The organism is Blautia sp. OF09-25XD (assembly GCF_003482095.1).
GTDB lineage: Bacteria > Bacillota > Clostridia > Lachnospirales > Lachnospiraceae > Fusicatenibacter > Fusicatenibacter saccharivorans.
Genome location: NZ_QUMG01000002.1, coordinates 190231 through 207236, shown reverse-complemented (window position 1 = coordinate 207236; position 17006 = coordinate 190231). Strand labels below are relative to the sequence as shown.

The following is a 17006-nucleotide window of genomic DNA, read 5'->3' as shown; positions in this document are numbered from 1 at the left end:
ACTATTCCTCCGCTTTTGTATTTTCCACCTGTTTTCTTGTTCTTTTATTACCTGAAATCATTTTATGTCCCGTATACATAGACATGATCATACATATAAGAGTGCTACACGCAAAATACCTATGACCTGATTTGGATCCTTTATATCCAGTATAAAAAGTTCCAATCATAGTAATTAACGCTCCGATTGACCAATACTTATGTGCTTTCATTTTATACCTCCAAATTGATTAAGCTGTTTCCAAAATAAATATCTCTGGATCATTAACAATATTATACATTCCATCCATTACTTTTGACAAGCAGGGAAAGAAAAATACTCAATCCAAATACAAAAGGATGTATCACGATAATTCTTGCATTACCTTGACGCATCCTTTCGTGTTGTATTTTTTTATTCTTCTTTTCATTATTTTTTAATTTACAGATACCCTGCGTCATTGTTCCCATTTGGCAGAATGTATACCAGGTTCGTGGCTTATATGCCTTAGACACTGTGCTGTTTGGCTCATAAACCTCAACCTCCTTGTGCTTAGAGTATATGAAGTTTTAGCTTTATCTTGTAAGTTTGCGAATATCCGTATAAACAAAAAAGCCCTTTGAGAAAAGGATTTTTCCTCTCTCAAAGGGCAAGTTGGCAAACAGGAAGTTTTGCATACGTTATTCTTCTAATATTTTTGTAGAGTTCGCATAGAAAAAGTGTTACAGACTTTTTCTCACAGTCTCCAATCCCATGTAACCATCACCAGTGTTAAAACCTTTCATTGCCAACTCCTCCATTTCTTTGAATTTTATGATTTAATCTTCTTTGATGGTTACAGTGTATATCAATAGGTGGGGTATAAAAATCCCTGCTCTTTTATACTGCTATCCTTCTAAGACAAAAGGCCCAGAATACTTTTTCCTGAGCCTTTCCATCTTGTTGTTTTCAATTATAGATAAAGCTATTATGCAACATTCTGATTCTCATCATCTAGTTGAGGTAAATCTTCATCGCTACCAATTGCTTTTAAACCTAACATTGTTACCGTCACTCCCAAAGCTAATGTTACAACTCCCCCAATCGTCTTGAACACTCGCTCATGAAATTTCTGCTGCTGTAAATATAATTCCGTTATTTTATCAGCTTCTTCCATCATTTTTTCAGAAAATTCCCTTCTTTCCTCCTCTGTTAAGTTTTCTTGTTCCAGCTGATTTGCGAAGGTCTCAAGAACATACTGATGTGCATGAACTGCTTGTTCATATTCTTCTTTATTTGTTTCTAAAATTGTTTTGCATAACTGTGTATAATTTTCTATTGCTGATTCCACAAACTCTACATATACTGGGAACTGCTTTATTATTTCAAGCGCCACTTCCTTTTCCATATATGGAATCATAGATGTAAACTCCATCACTTTATCCTTTGTTAAATTTCGAAATGATTCAATTTTTAACGCTTTTTTTACAGCTTCTTCTGAATGATATCTTTTTCTTATTTTCTTTTCCATGATTATGTTCCTACTTTGCTTCTTTGCGAATGGTGCCAATTTTTTTGTCACTTCTGGTATCTCTTCCATTTTTGTTTCTAATAGTCCCCGGTGGAAGACCATGCTTCTTTTCAAATGTTCCTACTCTACAATCACTTCTAGTTTTCCTCATGTTTTTTCTTCCTTTCATAATTCCGTATCAACAATGCACTTGTTGTTTACTGATGCTTCAAGTATAATAAAATCTATAAAGAAAATACACGCACAGCATGTGGACTTAACACCTGATAATTCTCATGTTCGGCGATATACGGGGAGGTTATTCTCATGGGGAAACAATCTACAAGAGAAAATAAAACAATTTATCAGATTTGCCGGGAAGAAGCCGGTCTTACCAGATTAGAAGCCAGCGAAAAAATGACTGCTGTTTCTGATTCTAAAATTGAAAAATTTGAATATGAAATGCAGGAACCTACACCTTATGATATTATCCAGATGGCAGACGCTTACGGGCGACCAGATCTCTGCAATTATTACTGCTCTCATAAATGCGAAATCGGTCACCGTTATGTCCCGGAAGTCGAAGTTTCTGACTTGTCCAATATAATCCTGGAAACCATTGCCAGTCTGAATGAGATTAATCCTCTTACCACACGTCTGATCCAGATTGCCCGTGACGGTAAGATCAGTGATGATGAGATCAAGGATTTTGCTTTTATCAGCAACAAACTGGATGAAATTTCTCTGGCAATAGATTCTCTGAATCTCTGGGTTGATAAAACAGCCGGAGAGCAGGGACTAAACATCGAATTGCTCAGAGAAGAAAAAAAGAAACAGAAATAAGTATGAAAAAACAAGGCAGCGAACCTATTTATGGTTCACTGCCTCTTTCCTTTACATATGCTGTAACTGGTTTATGATGTATTCCGTTCTGCGGATAGCTTCTTCCACCTGATGTCTAGCATTATTGATTCGATCCTGCACCATCCAATCCACAACAAATCCATCAAAAAAATAATCTGCAAAGGATAAGAAGTCTCCAGTATTGATGTTTAAATTACAAGCCACGTTCACATCATTTAATTCCCTACTGAAATTACGAAGATCATATTTCGCCTGTTCCATATTTTGTCTGGCCTGATCCATCTTGGAGTGTTTCAACATCGTAGAAAAGAATCCACCGCCAAACATATCCACCAAGCCCCAATTTTTTGCACTGTTCAGGTTTTCTTTTGCTGTCCGAAGACTACTTAACGCACGTTGTCCTGCTTCAATCGCTTCTCGTTTCTCTTTTTCTATATCATATCCCATAATTTCTTCCCTCCCTCATATTTTTATGAGTTAGATGATATAAGTGCAATAATTCCGCCGATGATCAACAATGGAAATGCAATATAAATCAGTCCGCCAACAACCATTCCTATCAAAATCACCGGGAAAAATACAACTGTACAGAGCAGCTTTAAGATTCCCCAGGATGCTTTTACACCAAATATAAAAAATTTTCCAATAAACCAGATCATGCATATAGCAAATAATAACGATAACATATTCTACTCCTTCTGACTCCTGTTATGATTTGAATCATTCATTTTTTTGATTGTTTACTTGATATAAACCCAGATGTATTTCTCACACCGATTTTACTACTGAATTCTGGGTTCTTCTCTATTTTTTCAATCATCCGAATTATCCTTATTCTCTGTGCTGTATCCATCTGCTCACCTCATTCTAACAGTTCTGCCTTTTGATATTGTCAGTATAACCGGATAACTTTTCAAAATATATACCTAATACAAAGAATTGAACATATGTAATTCTCAATTTTCGAGGAATAGTTGTTCCTCCTGTTCTTTCATCAAAATTCTTCATCACAGAATGCTTCCAGATATTCATCAATAAGATCCAAATTAACTAACACAATTCGTTTGACATGGTATACTGCTCTGGCATCTTTCGCTAACTGTTAGAGTATATGAAGTTTGGGCTTTATCTTGTAGTTTGCGAATATCCGTATAAATGAAAAGTCTAATCCCCCAGCTATGCTGGGGGATTAGACTTTTCATTTAGCTTGTTTCTTGACTACTCAGGAAAAATATTTCTACCCGCGCCCCACCTGTATTTTCAGAATTTGAAAGTTTAATACCTCCACCATATTTTTCAGCCACAGTTTTTGCAAAAATAGTCCCATCCCATAATGGGCTTCGCCATTTCTACTTGTGTCATCCATAAAAAACTGCTCTGTGCCATGCAATAATGCTTCTTTTGTAAATCCTGATCCGCTATCCTCCACAATGAATGTCAGCCGGTCATCCTGCTCCTTTGCGTCAATATAAATGATTCCATTTTCTTTTGTATGCTCCACTGCATTCTGAATCACATTCATTACGGCTCGGAACATTGGCTCATAAGCAATCGTTACCTTTTTATCACTTTGTTCCGCCTTCCAATCTATCTTCTGGTGATAGATTTCTACCAGTCCGAGTGCCTGTTCCTTTATATCTGCGAAAAAATCTTCTAACCTCACCGTTGTATAGATAACATCACTGCAATTCCATGATTTTGTGACATCTATCAACTGTTTTACATAACTTTGTATCTGTGTTGTGCCGTTCAAAACATAAGTGATATTATTCTTCTGTTCTGTGGTCAGTTCAGTCTCTGAAAGTAGTTCTGCATTTCCCCGTACAATCGTAAGAGGTGTTTTAATATCATGCGCCAAAGCAGACATCTGTTGTTTCTTTTCCTGCTCTGTTTTCCACTGCTTTTCTAAAGATTCTCGCAATGCATCTCGCATATCATCGATTGCCGATAAACAGTCATCAAACTCTTTGATACCGGAACAGGATGTCTCATATTCCAGATTTTGATCCTTTATTTGTCTGATTGCGTCTAATACAGGCTGCATCTGCTTTTTGATTCTTTTTCCAAAACGTATGGACGGAATGATGATAATCGCTACCGCTCCAATCACTGACATAATACTCATCACATTCTGTGGTCCTATAAAATGCTCCCTCAAAAAAGCTGAATGATATTGAGGTGTCAGGCGATATTGCAATACAACATATTCATTTTCCCTTACAATTACTTTATAAAAATATTTCCCGGATGCGTTTCCGTACTTTGCAACATTCCATGCTATCTGTTCGTATTGTTCTGACAGATCTCCACCTATTTTCTCTCCATTCTCTGAAAAGATTACATAATCACAAAGTGCGGGAATCATCTCAGCAGTCACTTTATCTGCACGTAGAATCGTATCATATGCTTCATTAATCTTTTGCTCTGCATAATTTGCCGGATAAATACAGCCCACACTAATCAAAAGGCACAGCAGCAGATAAGCAACAATCACCAAACCAACTAATGATCCAAGCATGACCAGTACATATCTCATAAAAATCCTGCTGAGTGCATTGCTTCTCTTTACTCTTCCCATTTATATCCAATCCCCCAGACTGTTTTTATCGGCATATAATCATAATCCGCAAATTTTGCTCTTATATTTTTGATATGCGTGATTATAGTACTGTCATTACTCTCATTGTCAAAGCCAAAGACCGCTTCCAATATCTGTTCCTTCGAGAAAACCTGTCCTCTGTTTTTAGCCAGAAATTCACAGATTTCGTACTCTGCTTTCGTAAACGGAAGTTCTTTATCATCCATCAACAGTTTCTTTTGAGACATCTGAATGCAGACTCTCCCTAAAACCATCCGGACAGAATGTTCCCTGTGCTCTCTTCTAAGATGTGCATTGATCCTTGCCCGAAGTTCCATCACTCCAAATGGCTTTGAAATATAATCATCTGCTCCTAAAGAGAGTCCGTTTACCAGACTGTTTTCCTCCGTTTTTGCCGTAAGAAACAAAATCGGACAATCCACAAGTGCCCTAATTCTTTTGCATAATTCGAAGCCATCAATTCCAGGCATCATAATGTCCAGTAAAATCAGGTCATAACGATGTAATTCTTCCATATTAATTTTTAGTGGATTACTTACTTTGGTAACCAGATGTCCATCCTTATTCAAAATGCTTTCTATCATTTCCAGAATTGCCGGTTCATCATCAACTGCCAGTATTTTTGCCATAGTTTCCCTCGATTCTATTCCGATATTCTGTTTCCTTCCCAGTGGTTTACCCACCAAAAATAGTATACCATACTAATCCCTGTAAATATTAAGCAACCTGGTATGAATGACAACCATTCACCTACACTAGTTTCTCCCAATACAGATTGCAGATAAGTATATGGTACTCTACCCGTCCAGCAGACAAATACATATTTCCACACATAATCTCCAAGTCCGGTAAGCATCAATGCACTAATTAGTCCTGATATAATCCCTGCTCCAATGGATACCCCTTTTCCAAACTGAAAAGCCAGAATCAGCTGCCACAGATAAAGTGGAACACTGCTTCCCCACAGCAGCAATGCTGCAAATATACATCCTTTCATGATTTCGATATCGCTTGATGCGATTCTTCCAAATCCAATTCCGAATATGATTGCTGTCAATAGGATAGAGCACAGACACAAAACCAGTAGCATCAACAGTTTCGATAAAAATGCTGCAGGTTTATCCGGTAAAGACAACAGGTTTTGAAAATTACCTGCATTTTGTTCTTGTTCCATCACACTTGCTGTAAAAATTCCAATAAGTACCGGAAGTCCTGCTCCTATTGCCTGATAAAATGCAATCACTTTCATATTTTCATTCCATGGTGAAAAAAAGTAATATATTAAAAATATAACGCTGGTTATAATCGGAATCAGTAAGTGTGCCAGAATCACAGATGTTCCTTTCATCTTTCGCAAGTCTGCATTAAGAGATCTTCCAATCATCTTATTTCACCTCTCTTCTCTCAAACCATTTCAAAAACAGAACCGTTACAAAAACAAACCAGATGATTGAGAGACACATTCCCGGAACAATGACTCCCGTATCCAAAAGAGGATTCCCTGCTTCTGCGGCAAGTCCATTTGGTAAAACATGAAGCAACGGGCACATCATTCGCATAGGGATTGCAGAAACAAGTACATACCAGATTCTGGTTTGTGATATTACCACACCGCTGACGGTAATAAACAGGCAGACGAACAGGTTTACAATCATTCCAAATCGTTCACTTAAAAATAAAGCTACCGGAATCTCCCATAACTCAGAAACCGTCAGAAACAATACTGCAATCAACGCTCCTCCAACTGGAACATGTGTCGTTAGAAGAAAGCCTCCAAGCGTTGCTCCTGCAAACACAATCACATTAGAAAACAAAATCATGTACCCAATATAAATAATTTTCCCCAGCAACAATTTTCTTCTATCCGTGGGAATAGTCATTAAATGATAGTATTTTATCTTTTTCTCCTGCGCCACAGAAAGATAACAAAATAGAGCAATCATCCCCGGCAGCAAAAGTGTATACCACCAGTTCCAAACACTTTCTGCATAAGCATTTGTCATCCCAAGAGTAAATATAAATGCCATGACAAATGTAAGAAGAGGAAATCCCCAGATAAACTTTTTTCGCATGGTTCTTTTGGCTTTTTGATGTTCTGCTTTTATAATATTAACCATGGATTTCACCTGCTTTCTGGTTTTTTCTTACCACATTCATAAACAAATCTTCAAGATTATCTCCCTGCTTTAATGCTCCTTCGTATCCTAAGATTCCACCTGAAATAATCCCGACTTTATCTGCAAGTAACTGTACCTCTGAGAGAATATGACTGGAGAGAATTACAGTGATTCCCTGTTCCGGAAAAGACCGGATCAGCTCTCGTAATTCCTCGATGCCTATTGGATCTAATCCATTCGTAGGTTCATCCAATATCAAAAGTTCCGGTTCTCCAAGCAATGCCATTGCAATGCCTAGTCTTTGCTTCATTCCCAAAGAAAACTGTCCTGCTTTCTTCTTTCCGGTGTTTGTAAGTGATACAATCTGCAAGACCTCATCAATTCTGTTTTCATCTGTACCAAGCAATAATTGTCTTACCTTCAAATTCTCTCTGGCGGAAAGATTTTCATAAATAGGCGGATTTTCAATTAACGCTCCTATTTTTGATAAATCTTTCCTATCCAAAAGTTTTCCATCAAAGTAAATCTTTCCTGCAGTTGGTTTCATCATACCAGTCAACATTTTCAATGTGGTAGATTTTCCCGCACCATTCGGTCCAAGCAGTCCATAAATCTGTTTCTTTTCTATATTAAGTGAAACATTATTTACCGCTTTCTGCTTTCTAAAATATTTACACAAATTTTGTGTCTGCAACATCATTTCCATCTTTACTATCCTTCCTTCCATATTTCATTTCTTACTGAAATATAACCTAACAGAAAAAAATAAAGATTTGATGAAGATTGCTAAATAATTCGTCTACTCTATTTTTATTCTCGTATGGAATAAACCATCATTAATAAGGGTAAGATCACTGGTGCAGTTGACATTGACAATATGTATGAATTTGCTTCTTCACACTGCAATGATTTCAAGGATCTCCGCGATGATGAGGACATTGTTATCAATCGGGAGTGGATCCTTAACAAACTTGCCGAAGCAGAAAACGAATAGTATATTTGGTGGCTACACCCCCAAGCCCCTGTAGAATCAATAACGCCGGTACTGGATATCAAAATCCCGCACCGCGTTATTAATTGTAATTCTTTTTTCTACTCAAATAAACAGCTTATCTGCCCTACAAACTTGAATTTAGATCATGATTCATATGGATAGTAGTGTTCTGCCTTCGACTGAAATTCACATAATTTTAATATTTTCATATCCTTATCAAAATCTGCTATTGTAACACCATCAAAGCCATCTATCTTACCATCATAATTACATCTGAAGTACCATTCAACAATTAACGTTTGGTTTTGCTCGAATATTCGTTTGATTGTCCATTCCAATACTTGTCCCTTATTATTCCAATTTTCAAACCATGTTACAATTTGTGGTAAGCCATGATATTCAGGTCCATAGCATTCACTATACAAAGCATTTTCAGAAAAAGTCTGTTTTACAATCTCAACATCGTTATCTAACCAAGACTGAAAATATTTCTTAATGACATCTACTTTCATATTATCCTCCACAAATCCCGATTTTCTTAATTCTACAAACTTTAATTTTACTTAGTAACTATGACTTTTCCTTCAGAATCCAGAAGAGGTGTAATACCAGCCCCGTATCCAGATTTCCAACAAAGATAATTAACTCCAGTCTCCTTATCTACAAGAATTTGTCGAATCCCTTCATCTTTAAGCGAACTTCCATCTCTAAATATAACTTCAAATCTTTCTTCTTTCTTCGCCATGTTTATTCCTCCTCGTTAAGCATTAAATACCGATTTGCATTTCCATTCATTTTAGAAAATGGGCAACTCCGATTGGAATTGCCCACTCATTGCACTAATTATGCGATTTTCTCTTGCTTGCACCGATTTCTGCATCAATTGATGTAAGTTTGATGTAAATCGCTGTTTTTTTAGTTTTTTATCAAATGAAGTACGTCCCGTCTATTTGGTTAAACGGTACATCGTTACATCAGTTTAATACAGCTTTGCGCCTGCCGGGATGTGGTCATCAACCATAAGCAGATGGAGCTTTTCTTCGCCTTCTTCTTCGTGAATAGCGGAGAGGAGCATACCGCAAGAGTCAATACCCATCATAGCACGAGGAGGAAGATTTGTGATAGCGATAAGTGTCTTACCTACAAGCTCTTCCGGCTCGTAATATGCGTGAATACCGCTTAAAATGGTGCGGTCTGTGTCTGTTCCGTCATCAAGGGTAAACTGCAACAGCTTCTTTGACTTCGGTACTGCTACACATTCTTTTACCTTAACGGCTCTGAAATCTGACTTTGAGAATGTGTCAAAATCAACTGCTTCCTCAAATAAAGGCTCAATCTTTACCTTAGAGAAATCAATCTTTTCAGGCTCTGCTTTCATTTCCTCGACAGGCTGATTTTTTACATCATTGCCCTTGTTTACATCATTCAAGGACTTCATTGTCGGGAAGAGCAGCACGTCTCTGATTGCCTCAGCTCCTGTCAGAAGCATACACATACGGTCAATGCCGAATCCAATACCACCGGTCGGCGGCATACCGATCTCCAGTGCGTTCATGAAGTCTTCATCTGTTGTATTGGCTTCATCATCGCCCTGGGCAAGCAGTTCTTCCTGGGCTTTAAAACGTTCTCTCTGGTCGATCGGGTCGTTCAGCTCAGAGTAAGCATTTGCCATTTCCCATCCATTCATGAAGAACTCGAAACGCTCTACATATTCCGGATTCTCTGGCTTTTTCTTCGTCAGCGGCGAGATCTCAACCGGGTGGTCCATAACGAACGTCGGCTGAAGCAGATGCTCCTCTACAAACTCCTCAAAGAAGAGATTCAGGATATCACCTTTTTTATGTCTCTCTTCAAACTCAATATGATGCTCTTTTGCAAGTTCTCTTGCCTGCTCCAGAGTCTCAACTTCATTCCAGTCAACGCCTGCGTATTTCTTCACTGCGTCAACCATTGTGATACGCTCGAACGGCTTACCGAGATCCATCGGGATTCCTTTGTATACGATCTGTGTCGTTCCGAGCACTTCCTGTGCGACAAAACGATACAGGTTCTCTGTCAGATCCATCATGCCGTGGTAATCTGTAAATGCCTGGTAAAGCTCCATCAGAGTGAACTCCGGGTTATGTCTTGTATCAAGACCCTCATTACGGAATACACGTCCGATCTCATATACCTTCTCGAGTCCTCCGACGATCAGTCTCTTCAGGTACAGCTCCAGGGAAATACGAAGCTTCAGATCTTCGTTCAGGGCATTGAAATGTGTCTCGAACGGTCTTGCTGCTGCTCCACCTGCGTTCTGTACAAGCATTGGAGTCTCAACTTCCATGAATCCTTCTCCGCTTAAGTACTTGCGGATCGCACTGAGAATCTTGGAACGCTTGATAAAGGTATCTTTAGACTCTGCATTCATGATCAGGTCTACATATCTCTGACGGTAACGGGTATCTACATCTGTCAGACCGTGGAACTTCTCCGGGAGGATCTGTAAGCTCTTGGAGAGGAGTGTCACTTTCTCTGCATGGATAGAAATCTCACCTGTTCTTGTTCTGAAAGCAAATCCTTCCACTCCGAAGATATCACCGATATCAGATTTTTTAAAATCAGCGTAAGACTCTGTTCCGATCGCATCTCTTGCAACGTATACCTGGATGTTTCCCTGTAAATCCTGAATATTGCAGAAAGAGGCCTTGCCCATGACTCTCTTAAACATCATACGTCCTGCAATTGCCACATGGATCGGGCTTGCGTCCATGATATTTCTTCTCTCTTCGTAATCCTTCTTAAGAGCTTCTTTCGCCTGCTCCTCATCCATTCCCTCTACGTTCGGCTCCTGGCGGTCTTTTAACAGCTCAGTCTCATGTGCCTCGTAAAGACCTTTCACCTCAAGCGAATGATGTGTCTGATCGAACTTTGTAATCTGGAACGGGTCTCTTCCGTTCTGCTGCAGCTCTGCAAGTTTCTCGCGGCGAACCTTCAGTAAGTGGTTAATGTCCTGTTCCTGTGTCTGCTGTGCCAATCTCTTCACTCCCTTTTCTTTGTATTTTATTAGATATTTCTCTGGATAGAAAGTACTTTGTACTGCATAATTCCGGCCGGTGTTTCTACATCGACAATATCATCCTTGTGCGCGCCGATCAGAGCTTTTCCTACCGGAGACTCATTGGAAATTTTTCCTTCCAGGCTGTTTGCCTCGGTGGAACCAACGATCTGGAACTCGATTTCTTCGTCATACTCCAGATCCAGTACGTCTACTTTACATCCAATATTGATCTTATCAGAATCTACTTCGTCCTCAACAACAACCTCTGCGTTTTTCAGGATTTTTTCGATCTCTTCAATTCTTGCCTCGATGTCACGCTGCTCATCTTTGGCTGCATCGTACTCGGCGTTCTCGGAAAGGTCTCCCTGCTCTCTTGCTTCTTTGATTTTACCGGCAATTTCTCTACGTTTGTTTACTTTGAGATCATGAAGCTCGTCCTCCAGTTTTTTCAGGCCGGCATAGGTAAGAATCGTTTTTTTCTGTTCCATTTTATACACCCTTTCTATCGTTTCTGTATCCAGTCATATCTGATTTTATTCTGTAAACTCTCCGGAAATGCGCTGTATTTTCAGTATTCCCGGTTGAAATAAGGATAGACTCCGCCTATCCTAACAATTAAAGTAGTATAAAGGATTGCCCACGGAATGTCAAGAAAAAAAGAAACGCAGGAAAGATTTTCTTTTTCACAAATCCTTCCTGCATCTTTCTCTTATTTTTCCTTTATTTTTCGGAGGCACTTCCTGTCAGTGCCTTCTTTTTCCAGTTTCCTTTTTTATAGAAAATCAGCGTCAGAAGCGCACCCATGCACCAGCTTACCAGCATGGAAATCCAGAGTACCTGATATCGTCCGTTTGGCAGCTCCGGCGTTCTGGTCAGAAAGGCCAGACCGTACGCCAGCGGCACACGGATGACAACAGTAACAACCATCGAAATCCACATCGGGGTCATCGTATCGCCTGCTCCACGCATGACGCCGGAAAGCGACTGTGTTATTGCCATGGCAATATAACCGACCGCAAGGATCTTCATCATATTGGCACTTAATGTTACGAGCTCTGTGGTATTCGTAAAGATTCCCATCAGATGATGGCCGAAAATAACAATTAAAAGGGTAATGGTCGTTGAGGTTCCGACAGCAATCAGTGTTCCCTGTTTTGCGCCCTGCTCTACGCGGTCCATACGGCGTGCACCGACATTCTGACCGGCATACGTTGTCATCGCGGTACCAAACGAAAAGTTCGGCATCATTGCAAAGCCATCGACACGCATGATGATAACATTCGCGGCGATAACCATTTCACCGAAGCTGTTGGTCAGCGACTGTACGATAACCATCGCCATGGAGAAGATCGCCTGGGTAATACCGGACGGCAGACCAAGGCGGATAATTTCCATCGAATACTGTTTTTTCATTTTCAGGTATTTGGGCCTGAAATCAAAAATGTCGGTCATACGCATCAGACGCCACATGCAGAGTACTGCAGAAATTGCCTGCGCAATCACGGTCGCGTATGCAACTCCGGCAACGCCCATGTGGAACTGGGAAACGAATACAATATCCAATACAATGTTGATGACCGTTGCCACCAGCAGATAAATCAGCGCCGAAATCGAATCGCCGAGTCCGCGAAGGATACCACATAGAATGTTATAGTACGCACTGCCGGCACAGCCCACCATCAGGATCACCAGATACGAGGTACACCAGTCGATGATGGAATCCGGTGTTTTCAGCATTTCCAGCAGCGGCCTTGAGAGGACGGCTCCCAGAATCATAATAATGATGGAAGAAATTGCTGTCAGCGTGACGCAGTTTCCGATCGTCATCGAAAGCTCTTTTCTTTGTTTTGCCCCAAAATACTGCGACACCATGACGCCGGCGCCGACGGAAATTCCGACGAACAGAACCAGAAGCAGGTTTAAGATCGGGCTGGCGCTTCCAACTGCCGCAAGCGCATTGTCCCCGACATATTTTCCGATTACAATACTGTCAACCGTGTTGTAGAGCTGCTGGGCAATGTTGCCGATCAGCATAGGGATTGTAAAAGCTACAATCTTTTCCCACGGCTTTCCCACCGTCATGTCGGACGGTGCGAAAAGTTCCTTCATAGTCATACACTACACTCCCTCTTTTGTATTTTTTGTCCCAATACCTCTGTTTATCAGTATAGCATAAAAAAAGCACCCATGATATATCAATATTGGCATATCATAGGTACCTTTTTGACTTGTTTTTATCCTCGTTCCCACTCATTCAGCATCTGTTCCAGCGCCTGCAGGCTCTCCACCTGATTGATCGCCGCGCGCAGCTTTGCCGAATGCGGAAAGCCTGCCGTATACCATGCAACATGCTTGCGCATCTCGCGGATGCCGATCGCGCCGCCTTTGTATTCCACCTGCATCCGTGCATGGCGGAGCATCATTTCTTTTACCTCATGCTGGGTCGGCCTTGCAAGCGTTTCGCCTGTTTCCATATAATGAAGAATCTGTTTAAAAATCCACGGATTTCCTTCCGCGCCGCGTCCGATCATGATTCCGTCACAGCCGGTCTGCTCCACCAGTGCCTCGGCACTCGCCGCATCTGTCACATCGCCGTTTCCGATAACCGGAATCGAGACTGCCTCTTTTACCCGGCGGATGATATCCCAGTCTGCTTTTCCGGAATAAAACTGCGCTCTCGTTCTTCCATGAACCGCAATTGCGGCCACTCCGCAGTCCTCGAGGATCTTCGCAATTTCCACAGCATTCGCCGATTCTTCGTTAAAGCCCTTTCGAATCTTTACGGTTACAGGCTTTTTCACTGCCTTTACCATGCTTGTCACGATTTCCCTCACCAGATGCGGATCCTTCATAAGGGCCGAGCCTTCGCCGTTATTGACAACCTTTGGCACCGGACAGCCCATGTTAAAATCCAGAATATCAAACGGCCTTTCTTCGATCTGAGCGGCAATCTGCCCCAAAATCTCCGGATCACTGCCGAAAAGCTGCAGGGACACCGGATGCTCACCCGGATCGATCGTCATCAGATCCTCGGTATTTTTATTCTTATATAAAATTGCCTTCGCGCTCACCATTTCCATACAGATCAGGCCCGCGCCCTGCTCCTTGCACAGAACACGAAACGGCAGATCCGTCACCCCCGCCATCGGTGCAAGCACGAGTGGGTTTGGCATCTCCACGTTTCCGATTTTCAGCGGCGGCATCTTTTGCAGTGTACGTTTCTTATTTTCCATTCGGCTTCTCTCCGTCCTCTTCCATCAGCGCCTCCTCCGGCACCTCCTCACCGAGGAAGAAGACACGATAATACAGCTCCAGTGATTCCAGCAGCTCCTTTTTTTCTTCCTGATACTGCTTAATCCGAAGAGCGCCGCCGATCTCGTCATACATCGCATCCGCGTCTACAGCCTCTGTCTCAAACTGCAGACTTCCGTCGCTGTCAAACCACATGGTAAAAATACCGCCGATTTCCACCGTAAACATAACACACATAACATGAAGCTCATCCTGCACAGACTGTGGCAGGGATGCAAAATCCTGGTTAAAATAATATTTCTGTTCGTATGCACTTGCTCCGCAAAGCACTACTTTTTCATTATCTGAATACATGATTTTTCCTTTCTCTTCCTTTTTCCGGTCTCTCTATACGTAGCTGTATAAGCCTCGCACCGAAACCTCGCCGGAATGCACCTCAACGATCGTTCCGTCCTCTTTTTGCACGCGCAGCTCACCGGTCGGCGTGATGCCAAGTGCAACGCCCTCGAACGGTTCCTTCGGATCGAGTACACGCACCGGCTGGTCTTTGTTTGCAAGCACAGCCTCATATGCTTCCTTCAGCCCGGAGAGATCCCCTGCTTCCAGGAATTTTTCATAGTCCTCCTCAAATGCCTCCAGCACTGCTGCGACCACTTTCGCCCGGTTGACGGGATGACCCATTTCTATCGCCAGTGAGGTCGCAATCTCCGCGATTTCTTCCGGAAATTCCATCTGATTGACATTGATTCCGGTTCCGATGACAACATAATTGATGTAATCAATCTGTGCGCTCATCTCTGTCAGGATACCACAGAGCTTTTTCCCATTCAGCACCGCGTCGTTCGGCCATTTGATTTTCGTATCGATACCGAGCGCTCTTTGCACACCCTGCACTACGGCAAGTCCCATTACAATCGTCAGCATCGGTGCTTTGGCCGGCTCAAGATCCGGGTACAGCAGAATCGACATCGAAACGGAAGTTCCCTCCGGCGATTTCCAGACTCTGCCACGGCGGCCTTTTCCGGCAGTCTGCGTCTCGGCCGTTGTCAGTGTGCCGTTCGGCGCACCCTCTTCCGCCAACCGCTTCGCCCACGTGTTTGTCGAATCCACCTCACGGCTGTAATAAACCGTCTGTCCGACATATTTCGTATGCGTGCGGCTTTCCAGCTCATCCTTCGTTACGAGATCCGGCTCATTTAACAGACGGTATCCCTTATTCTGAACGGCTTCAATCTCGTATCCCTCTTCCTTCAACTGATTCATCATCTTCCATACTGCGGTGCGGGAAATCCCAAAATGTTCACACAGCTCCTGTCCGGAAACATTTTTTCCGGATTCCCGCAGAAGACGCAGCGTCTCGGCTCTCTTATTTTCCAGCATATCGTATTATCACACTCCCTGTGTTGCTTTCTGACTATAAGAAGCACGCTTTATGCATTTCGAAAATCAACAGCAGCGCTGCGGAAGAGTTTTCCGCAGCGCTGCTGTGCGTGTTTCTTCGTTATTCTATTATACACAGTCTATTCCGGTTTTTCCACCCAAAACTTTATGCTCCGAGGGTCGCTGCCATAACTGCTTTGATCGTATGCATACGGTTCTCTGCTTCTTCGAATACTCTCGACTGCGCAGATTCAAATACTTCATCGGTTACTTCCATCTCATTCAGGCCGTAGCGTTCGTGGATCTCTTTTCCGATCTTTGTTTTCAGATCGTGGAAGGACGGCAGGCAGTGCAGGAATACGGCGGTATCTTTTGCATTTGCCATTGCTTCTTTTGTGACACGGTACGGAGTCAGATCGTGGATTCTCTCCTCCCATACGCTGTCCGGCTCACCCATAGATACCCAGACATCGGTATAGATAACATCGGCATCTTTTGTTCCTTCTTTTACGTCCTCGGTGAGGGTGATGGTTGCACCGCTCTCCTTTGCATACTCCTCACACTGAGCCACAAGCTCTGCGTTCGGGAAGTATTTCTTCGGTGCACAGGCCACAAAATCCATTCCCATCTTGGCAGATGCAATCATCAGGGAATTTCCCATATTGTAGCGGGCGTCGCCCATGTAAACGAGTTTGATGCCTTTTAAGTGGCCGAACTCTTCCTGGATTGTCAGCATATCGGCGAGCATCTGGGTCGGGTGGTACTCGTTCGTCAGTCCGTTCCATACCGGGACTTTGGAATATTTTGCCAGTTCTTCTACAATCTCCTGACCAAATCCACGGTATTCAATTCCCTCATACATACCGGCAAGAACGCGGGCTGTATCTTTAATGCTCTCTTTTTTGCCGATCTGGGAACCGGTCGGATCCAGATACGTTGTTCCCATACCGAGATCATGTGCAGCTACCTCGAAGGAACAGCGGGTTCTGGTGCTGGTTTTCTCGAAGATCAGTGCAACGTTTTTACCGCGCAGGGTATCCACCGGAATGCCTTTCTTTTTCTTCTCCTTCAGCTCTGCGGACAGATCCAGCAGATAGGCAATCTCTTCCGGTGTAAAATCTTTCAATGTCAGAAAATCGCGTCCTTTTAAATCCATGGCTTGTTCCTCCTTATATCTGCATATGGTGTATTTTATTATTTCCTATACTGTGATGTTGGGTCAAAAAGTTTTTTGCCCCTTGGTTTCCTTGAATAGTCTCTATTATGAAACAGACCTGTTCATCTGTCAAGAG

The 17006-nt window shown here is 42.1% G+C and carries 18 protein-coding genes and 2 pseudogenes; 1 reads left to right on the top strand and 19 read right to left on the bottom strand.

The genetic code is table 11. The annotated features are described in order from the left end of the window. Position 1 precedes the first annotated feature (1 nt). Both DXA93_RS18200 and DXA93_RS02935 read right to left on the bottom strand, forming a co-directional pair. A complete protein-coding gene (locus tag DXA93_RS18200; protein ID WP_021737557.1) occupies positions 2 to 211 on the bottom strand; it encodes a DUF6219 family protein in 210 nt (69 codons plus the stop codon). A 735-nt stretch (positions 212 to 946) separates the two neighbouring features. Then, on the bottom strand, positions 947 to 1603 hold the full coding sequence (locus DXA93_RS02935) for a hypothetical protein (protein WP_172680796.1): 657 nt from the start codon (positions 1601 to 1603) through the stop codon (positions 947 to 949). Positions 1604 to 1795: 192 nt separating this feature from the next. Here DXA93_RS02935 and DXA93_RS02930 point away from each other — a divergent pair, with 192 nt between their 5' ends. Next, positions 1796 to 2311, top strand: a complete 516-nt coding sequence (locus tag DXA93_RS02930; protein ID WP_055182202.1) for a helix-turn-helix domain-containing protein — start codon at positions 1796 to 1798, stop codon at positions 2309 to 2311. 51 nt (positions 2312 to 2362) lie between these two features. Here the strand turns inward: DXA93_RS02930 and DXA93_RS02925 are convergent, their stop codons facing one another. The 17 genes and pseudogenes from DXA93_RS02925 to argF all read right to left on the bottom strand — a co-directional run bounded on the left by DXA93_RS02925 (position 2363) and on the right by argF (position 16870). Continuing rightward, positions 2363 to 2779 (bottom strand): hypothetical protein, encoded by a 417-nt coding sequence (locus DXA93_RS02925; RefSeq protein ID WP_055225697.1) that lies wholly within the window; start codon positions 2777 to 2779, stop codon positions 2363 to 2365. 23 nt (positions 2780 to 2802) lie between these two features. Further along, on the bottom strand, positions 2803 to 3018 hold the full coding sequence (locus tag DXA93_RS02920) for a hypothetical protein (RefSeq protein WP_028087389.1): 216 nt from the start codon (positions 3016 to 3018) through the stop codon (positions 2803 to 2805). A 308-nt stretch (positions 3019 to 3326) separates the two neighbouring features. Further along, positions 3327 to 3422: pseudogene (locus DXA93_RS18195) on the bottom strand (DUF6462 family protein); the annotation flags it as partial. Positions 3423 to 3534: 112 nt separating this feature from the next. Then, positions 3535 to 4910: pseudogene (locus tag DXA93_RS02915) on the bottom strand (sensor histidine kinase). Next, on the bottom strand, positions 4898 to 5560 hold the full coding sequence (locus DXA93_RS02910) for a response regulator transcription factor (protein ID WP_015512795.1): 663 nt from the start codon (positions 5558 to 5560) through the stop codon (positions 4898 to 4900). The pseudogene DXA93_RS02915 and the gene DXA93_RS02910 overlap by 13 nt, the downstream one beginning before the upstream one ends. 14 nt (positions 5561 to 5574) lie before the next feature. Next, positions 5575 to 6315 (bottom strand): lantibiotic immunity ABC transporter MutG family permease subunit, encoded by a 741-nt coding sequence (locus DXA93_RS02905; RefSeq protein WP_055040007.1) that lies wholly within the window; start codon positions 6313 to 6315, stop codon positions 5575 to 5577. 1 nt (position 6316) lies between these two features. Further along, the gene (locus tag DXA93_RS02900; RefSeq protein ID WP_004853398.1) at positions 6317 to 7048 is read right to left on the bottom strand and encodes a lantibiotic immunity ABC transporter MutE/EpiE family permease subunit; all 732 of its coding nucleotides are present in this window, start codon (positions 7046 to 7048) and stop codon (positions 6317 to 6319) included. After that, positions 7041 to 7754: a lantibiotic protection ABC transporter ATP-binding protein gene (locus DXA93_RS02895; RefSeq protein ID WP_044999424.1), complete on the bottom strand. Its 714-nt coding sequence runs from the start codon at positions 7752 to 7754 to the stop codon at positions 7041 to 7043. The genes DXA93_RS02900 and DXA93_RS02895 overlap by 8 nt, the downstream gene beginning before the upstream one ends. Positions 7755 to 8185: 431 nt before the next feature. After that, a complete protein-coding gene (locus tag DXA93_RS02890; RefSeq protein ID WP_118697399.1) occupies positions 8186 to 8554 on the bottom strand; it encodes a nuclear transport factor 2 family protein in 369 nt (122 codons plus the stop codon). A gap of 47 nt (positions 8555 to 8601) precedes the next feature. After that, positions 8602 to 8787: a DUF6440 family protein gene (locus tag DXA93_RS02885; RefSeq protein WP_055267402.1), complete on the bottom strand. Its 186-nt coding sequence runs from the start codon at positions 8785 to 8787 to the stop codon at positions 8602 to 8604. Between the two features lie 234 nt (positions 8788 to 9021). Continuing rightward, positions 9022 to 11058 carry a lysine--tRNA ligase gene (gene lysS / locus DXA93_RS02875; protein WP_119207705.1) on the bottom strand — a complete coding sequence of 679 codons (2037 nt, stop codon included), beginning with the start codon at positions 11056 to 11058 and terminating at the stop codon, positions 9022 to 9024. A 29-nt stretch (positions 11059 to 11087) separates the two neighbouring features. After that, positions 11088 to 11570, bottom strand: a complete 483-nt coding sequence (gene greA / locus DXA93_RS02870) for a transcription elongation factor GreA (RefSeq protein ID WP_022461080.1) — start codon at positions 11568 to 11570, stop codon at positions 11088 to 11090. A gap of 232 nt (positions 11571 to 11802) precedes the next feature. Continuing rightward, positions 11803 to 13197: an MATE family efflux transporter gene (locus DXA93_RS02865; protein ID WP_119207704.1), complete on the bottom strand. Its 1395-nt coding sequence runs from the start codon at positions 13195 to 13197 to the stop codon at positions 11803 to 11805. 119 nt (positions 13198 to 13316) lie between these two features. Next, on the bottom strand, positions 13317 to 14315 hold the full coding sequence (gene dusB / locus DXA93_RS02860) for a tRNA dihydrouridine synthase DusB (protein ID WP_242991169.1): 999 nt from the start codon (positions 14313 to 14315) through the stop codon (positions 13317 to 13319). Continuing rightward, entirely contained in the window at positions 14305 to 14688 is a 384-nt protein-coding gene (locus DXA93_RS02855) for a DUF6145 family protein (RefSeq protein ID WP_117510128.1), read from the bottom strand. Before DXA93_RS02855 ends, dusB begins: the two co-directional genes overlap by 11 nt. Before the next feature lie 33 nt (positions 14689 to 14721). Continuing rightward, complete coding sequence (locus DXA93_RS02850) at positions 14722 to 15714, bottom strand: biotin--[acetyl-CoA-carboxylase] ligase (RefSeq protein ID WP_119207703.1); 993 nt, start codon at positions 15712 to 15714, stop codon at positions 14722 to 14724. A gap of 166 nt (positions 15715 to 15880) precedes the next feature. Next, on the bottom strand, positions 15881 to 16870 hold the full coding sequence (gene argF, locus DXA93_RS02845) for an ornithine carbamoyltransferase (RefSeq protein ID WP_117801611.1): 990 nt from the start codon (positions 16868 to 16870) through the stop codon (positions 15881 to 15883). Positions 16871 to 17006 lie beyond the last annotated feature (136 nt).

What these genes read in the sequence shown, in the direction of transcription:
- DXA93_RS18200 (WP_021737557.1), bottom strand. Translation starts at nt 211, where the DNA reads ATGAAAGCACATAAGTATTGGTCAATCGGAGCGTTAATTACTATGATT.
- DXA93_RS02930 (WP_055182202.1), top strand. Translation starts at nt 1,796, where the DNA reads ATGGGGAAACAATCTACAAGAGAAAATAAAACAATTTATCAGATTTGC.
- DXA93_RS02925 (WP_055225697.1), bottom strand. Translation starts at nt 2,779, where the DNA reads ATGGGATATGATATAGAAAAAGAGAAACGAGAAGCGATTGAAGCAGGA.
- DXA93_RS02920 (WP_028087389.1), bottom strand. Translation starts at nt 3,018, where the DNA reads ATGTTATCGTTATTATTTGCTATATGCATGATCTGGTTTATTGGAAAA.
- DXA93_RS02910 (WP_015512795.1), bottom strand. Translation starts at nt 5,560, where the DNA reads ATGGCAAAAATACTGGCAGTTGATGATGAACCGGCAATTCTGGAAATG.
- DXA93_RS02905 (WP_055040007.1), bottom strand. Translation starts at nt 6,315, where the DNA reads ATGATTGGAAGATCTCTTAATGCAGACTTGCGAAAGATGAAAGGAACA.
- DXA93_RS02900 (WP_004853398.1), bottom strand. Translation starts at nt 7,048, where the DNA reads ATGGTTAATATTATAAAAGCAGAACATCAAAAAGCCAAAAGAACCATG.
- DXA93_RS02895 (WP_044999424.1), bottom strand. Translation starts at nt 7,754, where the DNA reads ATGGAAATGATGTTGCAGACACAAAATTTGTGTAAATATTTTAGAAAG.
- DXA93_RS02890 (WP_118697399.1), bottom strand. Translation starts at nt 8,554, where the DNA reads ATGAAAGTAGATGTCATTAAGAAATATTTTCAGTCTTGGTTAGATAAC.
- DXA93_RS02885 (WP_055267402.1), bottom strand. Translation starts at nt 8,787, where the DNA reads ATGGCGAAGAAAGAAGAAAGATTTGAAGTTATATTTAGAGATGGAAGT.
- greA (WP_022461080.1), bottom strand. Translation starts at nt 11,570, where the DNA reads ATGGAACAGAAAAAAACGATTCTTACCTATGCCGGCCTGAAAAAACTG.
- DXA93_RS02865 (WP_119207704.1), bottom strand. Translation starts at nt 13,197, where the DNA reads ATGACTATGAAGGAACTTTTCGCACCGTCCGACATGACGGTGGGAAAG.
- dusB (WP_242991169.1), bottom strand. Translation starts at nt 14,315, where the DNA reads ATGGAAAATAAGAAACGTACACTGCAAAAGATGCCGCCGCTGAAAATC.
- DXA93_RS02855 (WP_117510128.1), bottom strand. Translation starts at nt 14,688, where the DNA reads ATGTATTCAGATAATGAAAAAGTAGTGCTTTGCGGAGCAAGTGCATAC.
- DXA93_RS02850 (WP_119207703.1), bottom strand. Translation starts at nt 15,714, where the DNA reads ATGCTGGAAAATAAGAGAGCCGAGACGCTGCGTCTTCTGCGGGAATCC.
- argF (WP_117801611.1), bottom strand. Translation starts at nt 16,870, where the DNA reads ATGGATTTAAAAGGACGCGATTTTCTGACATTGAAAGATTTTACACCG.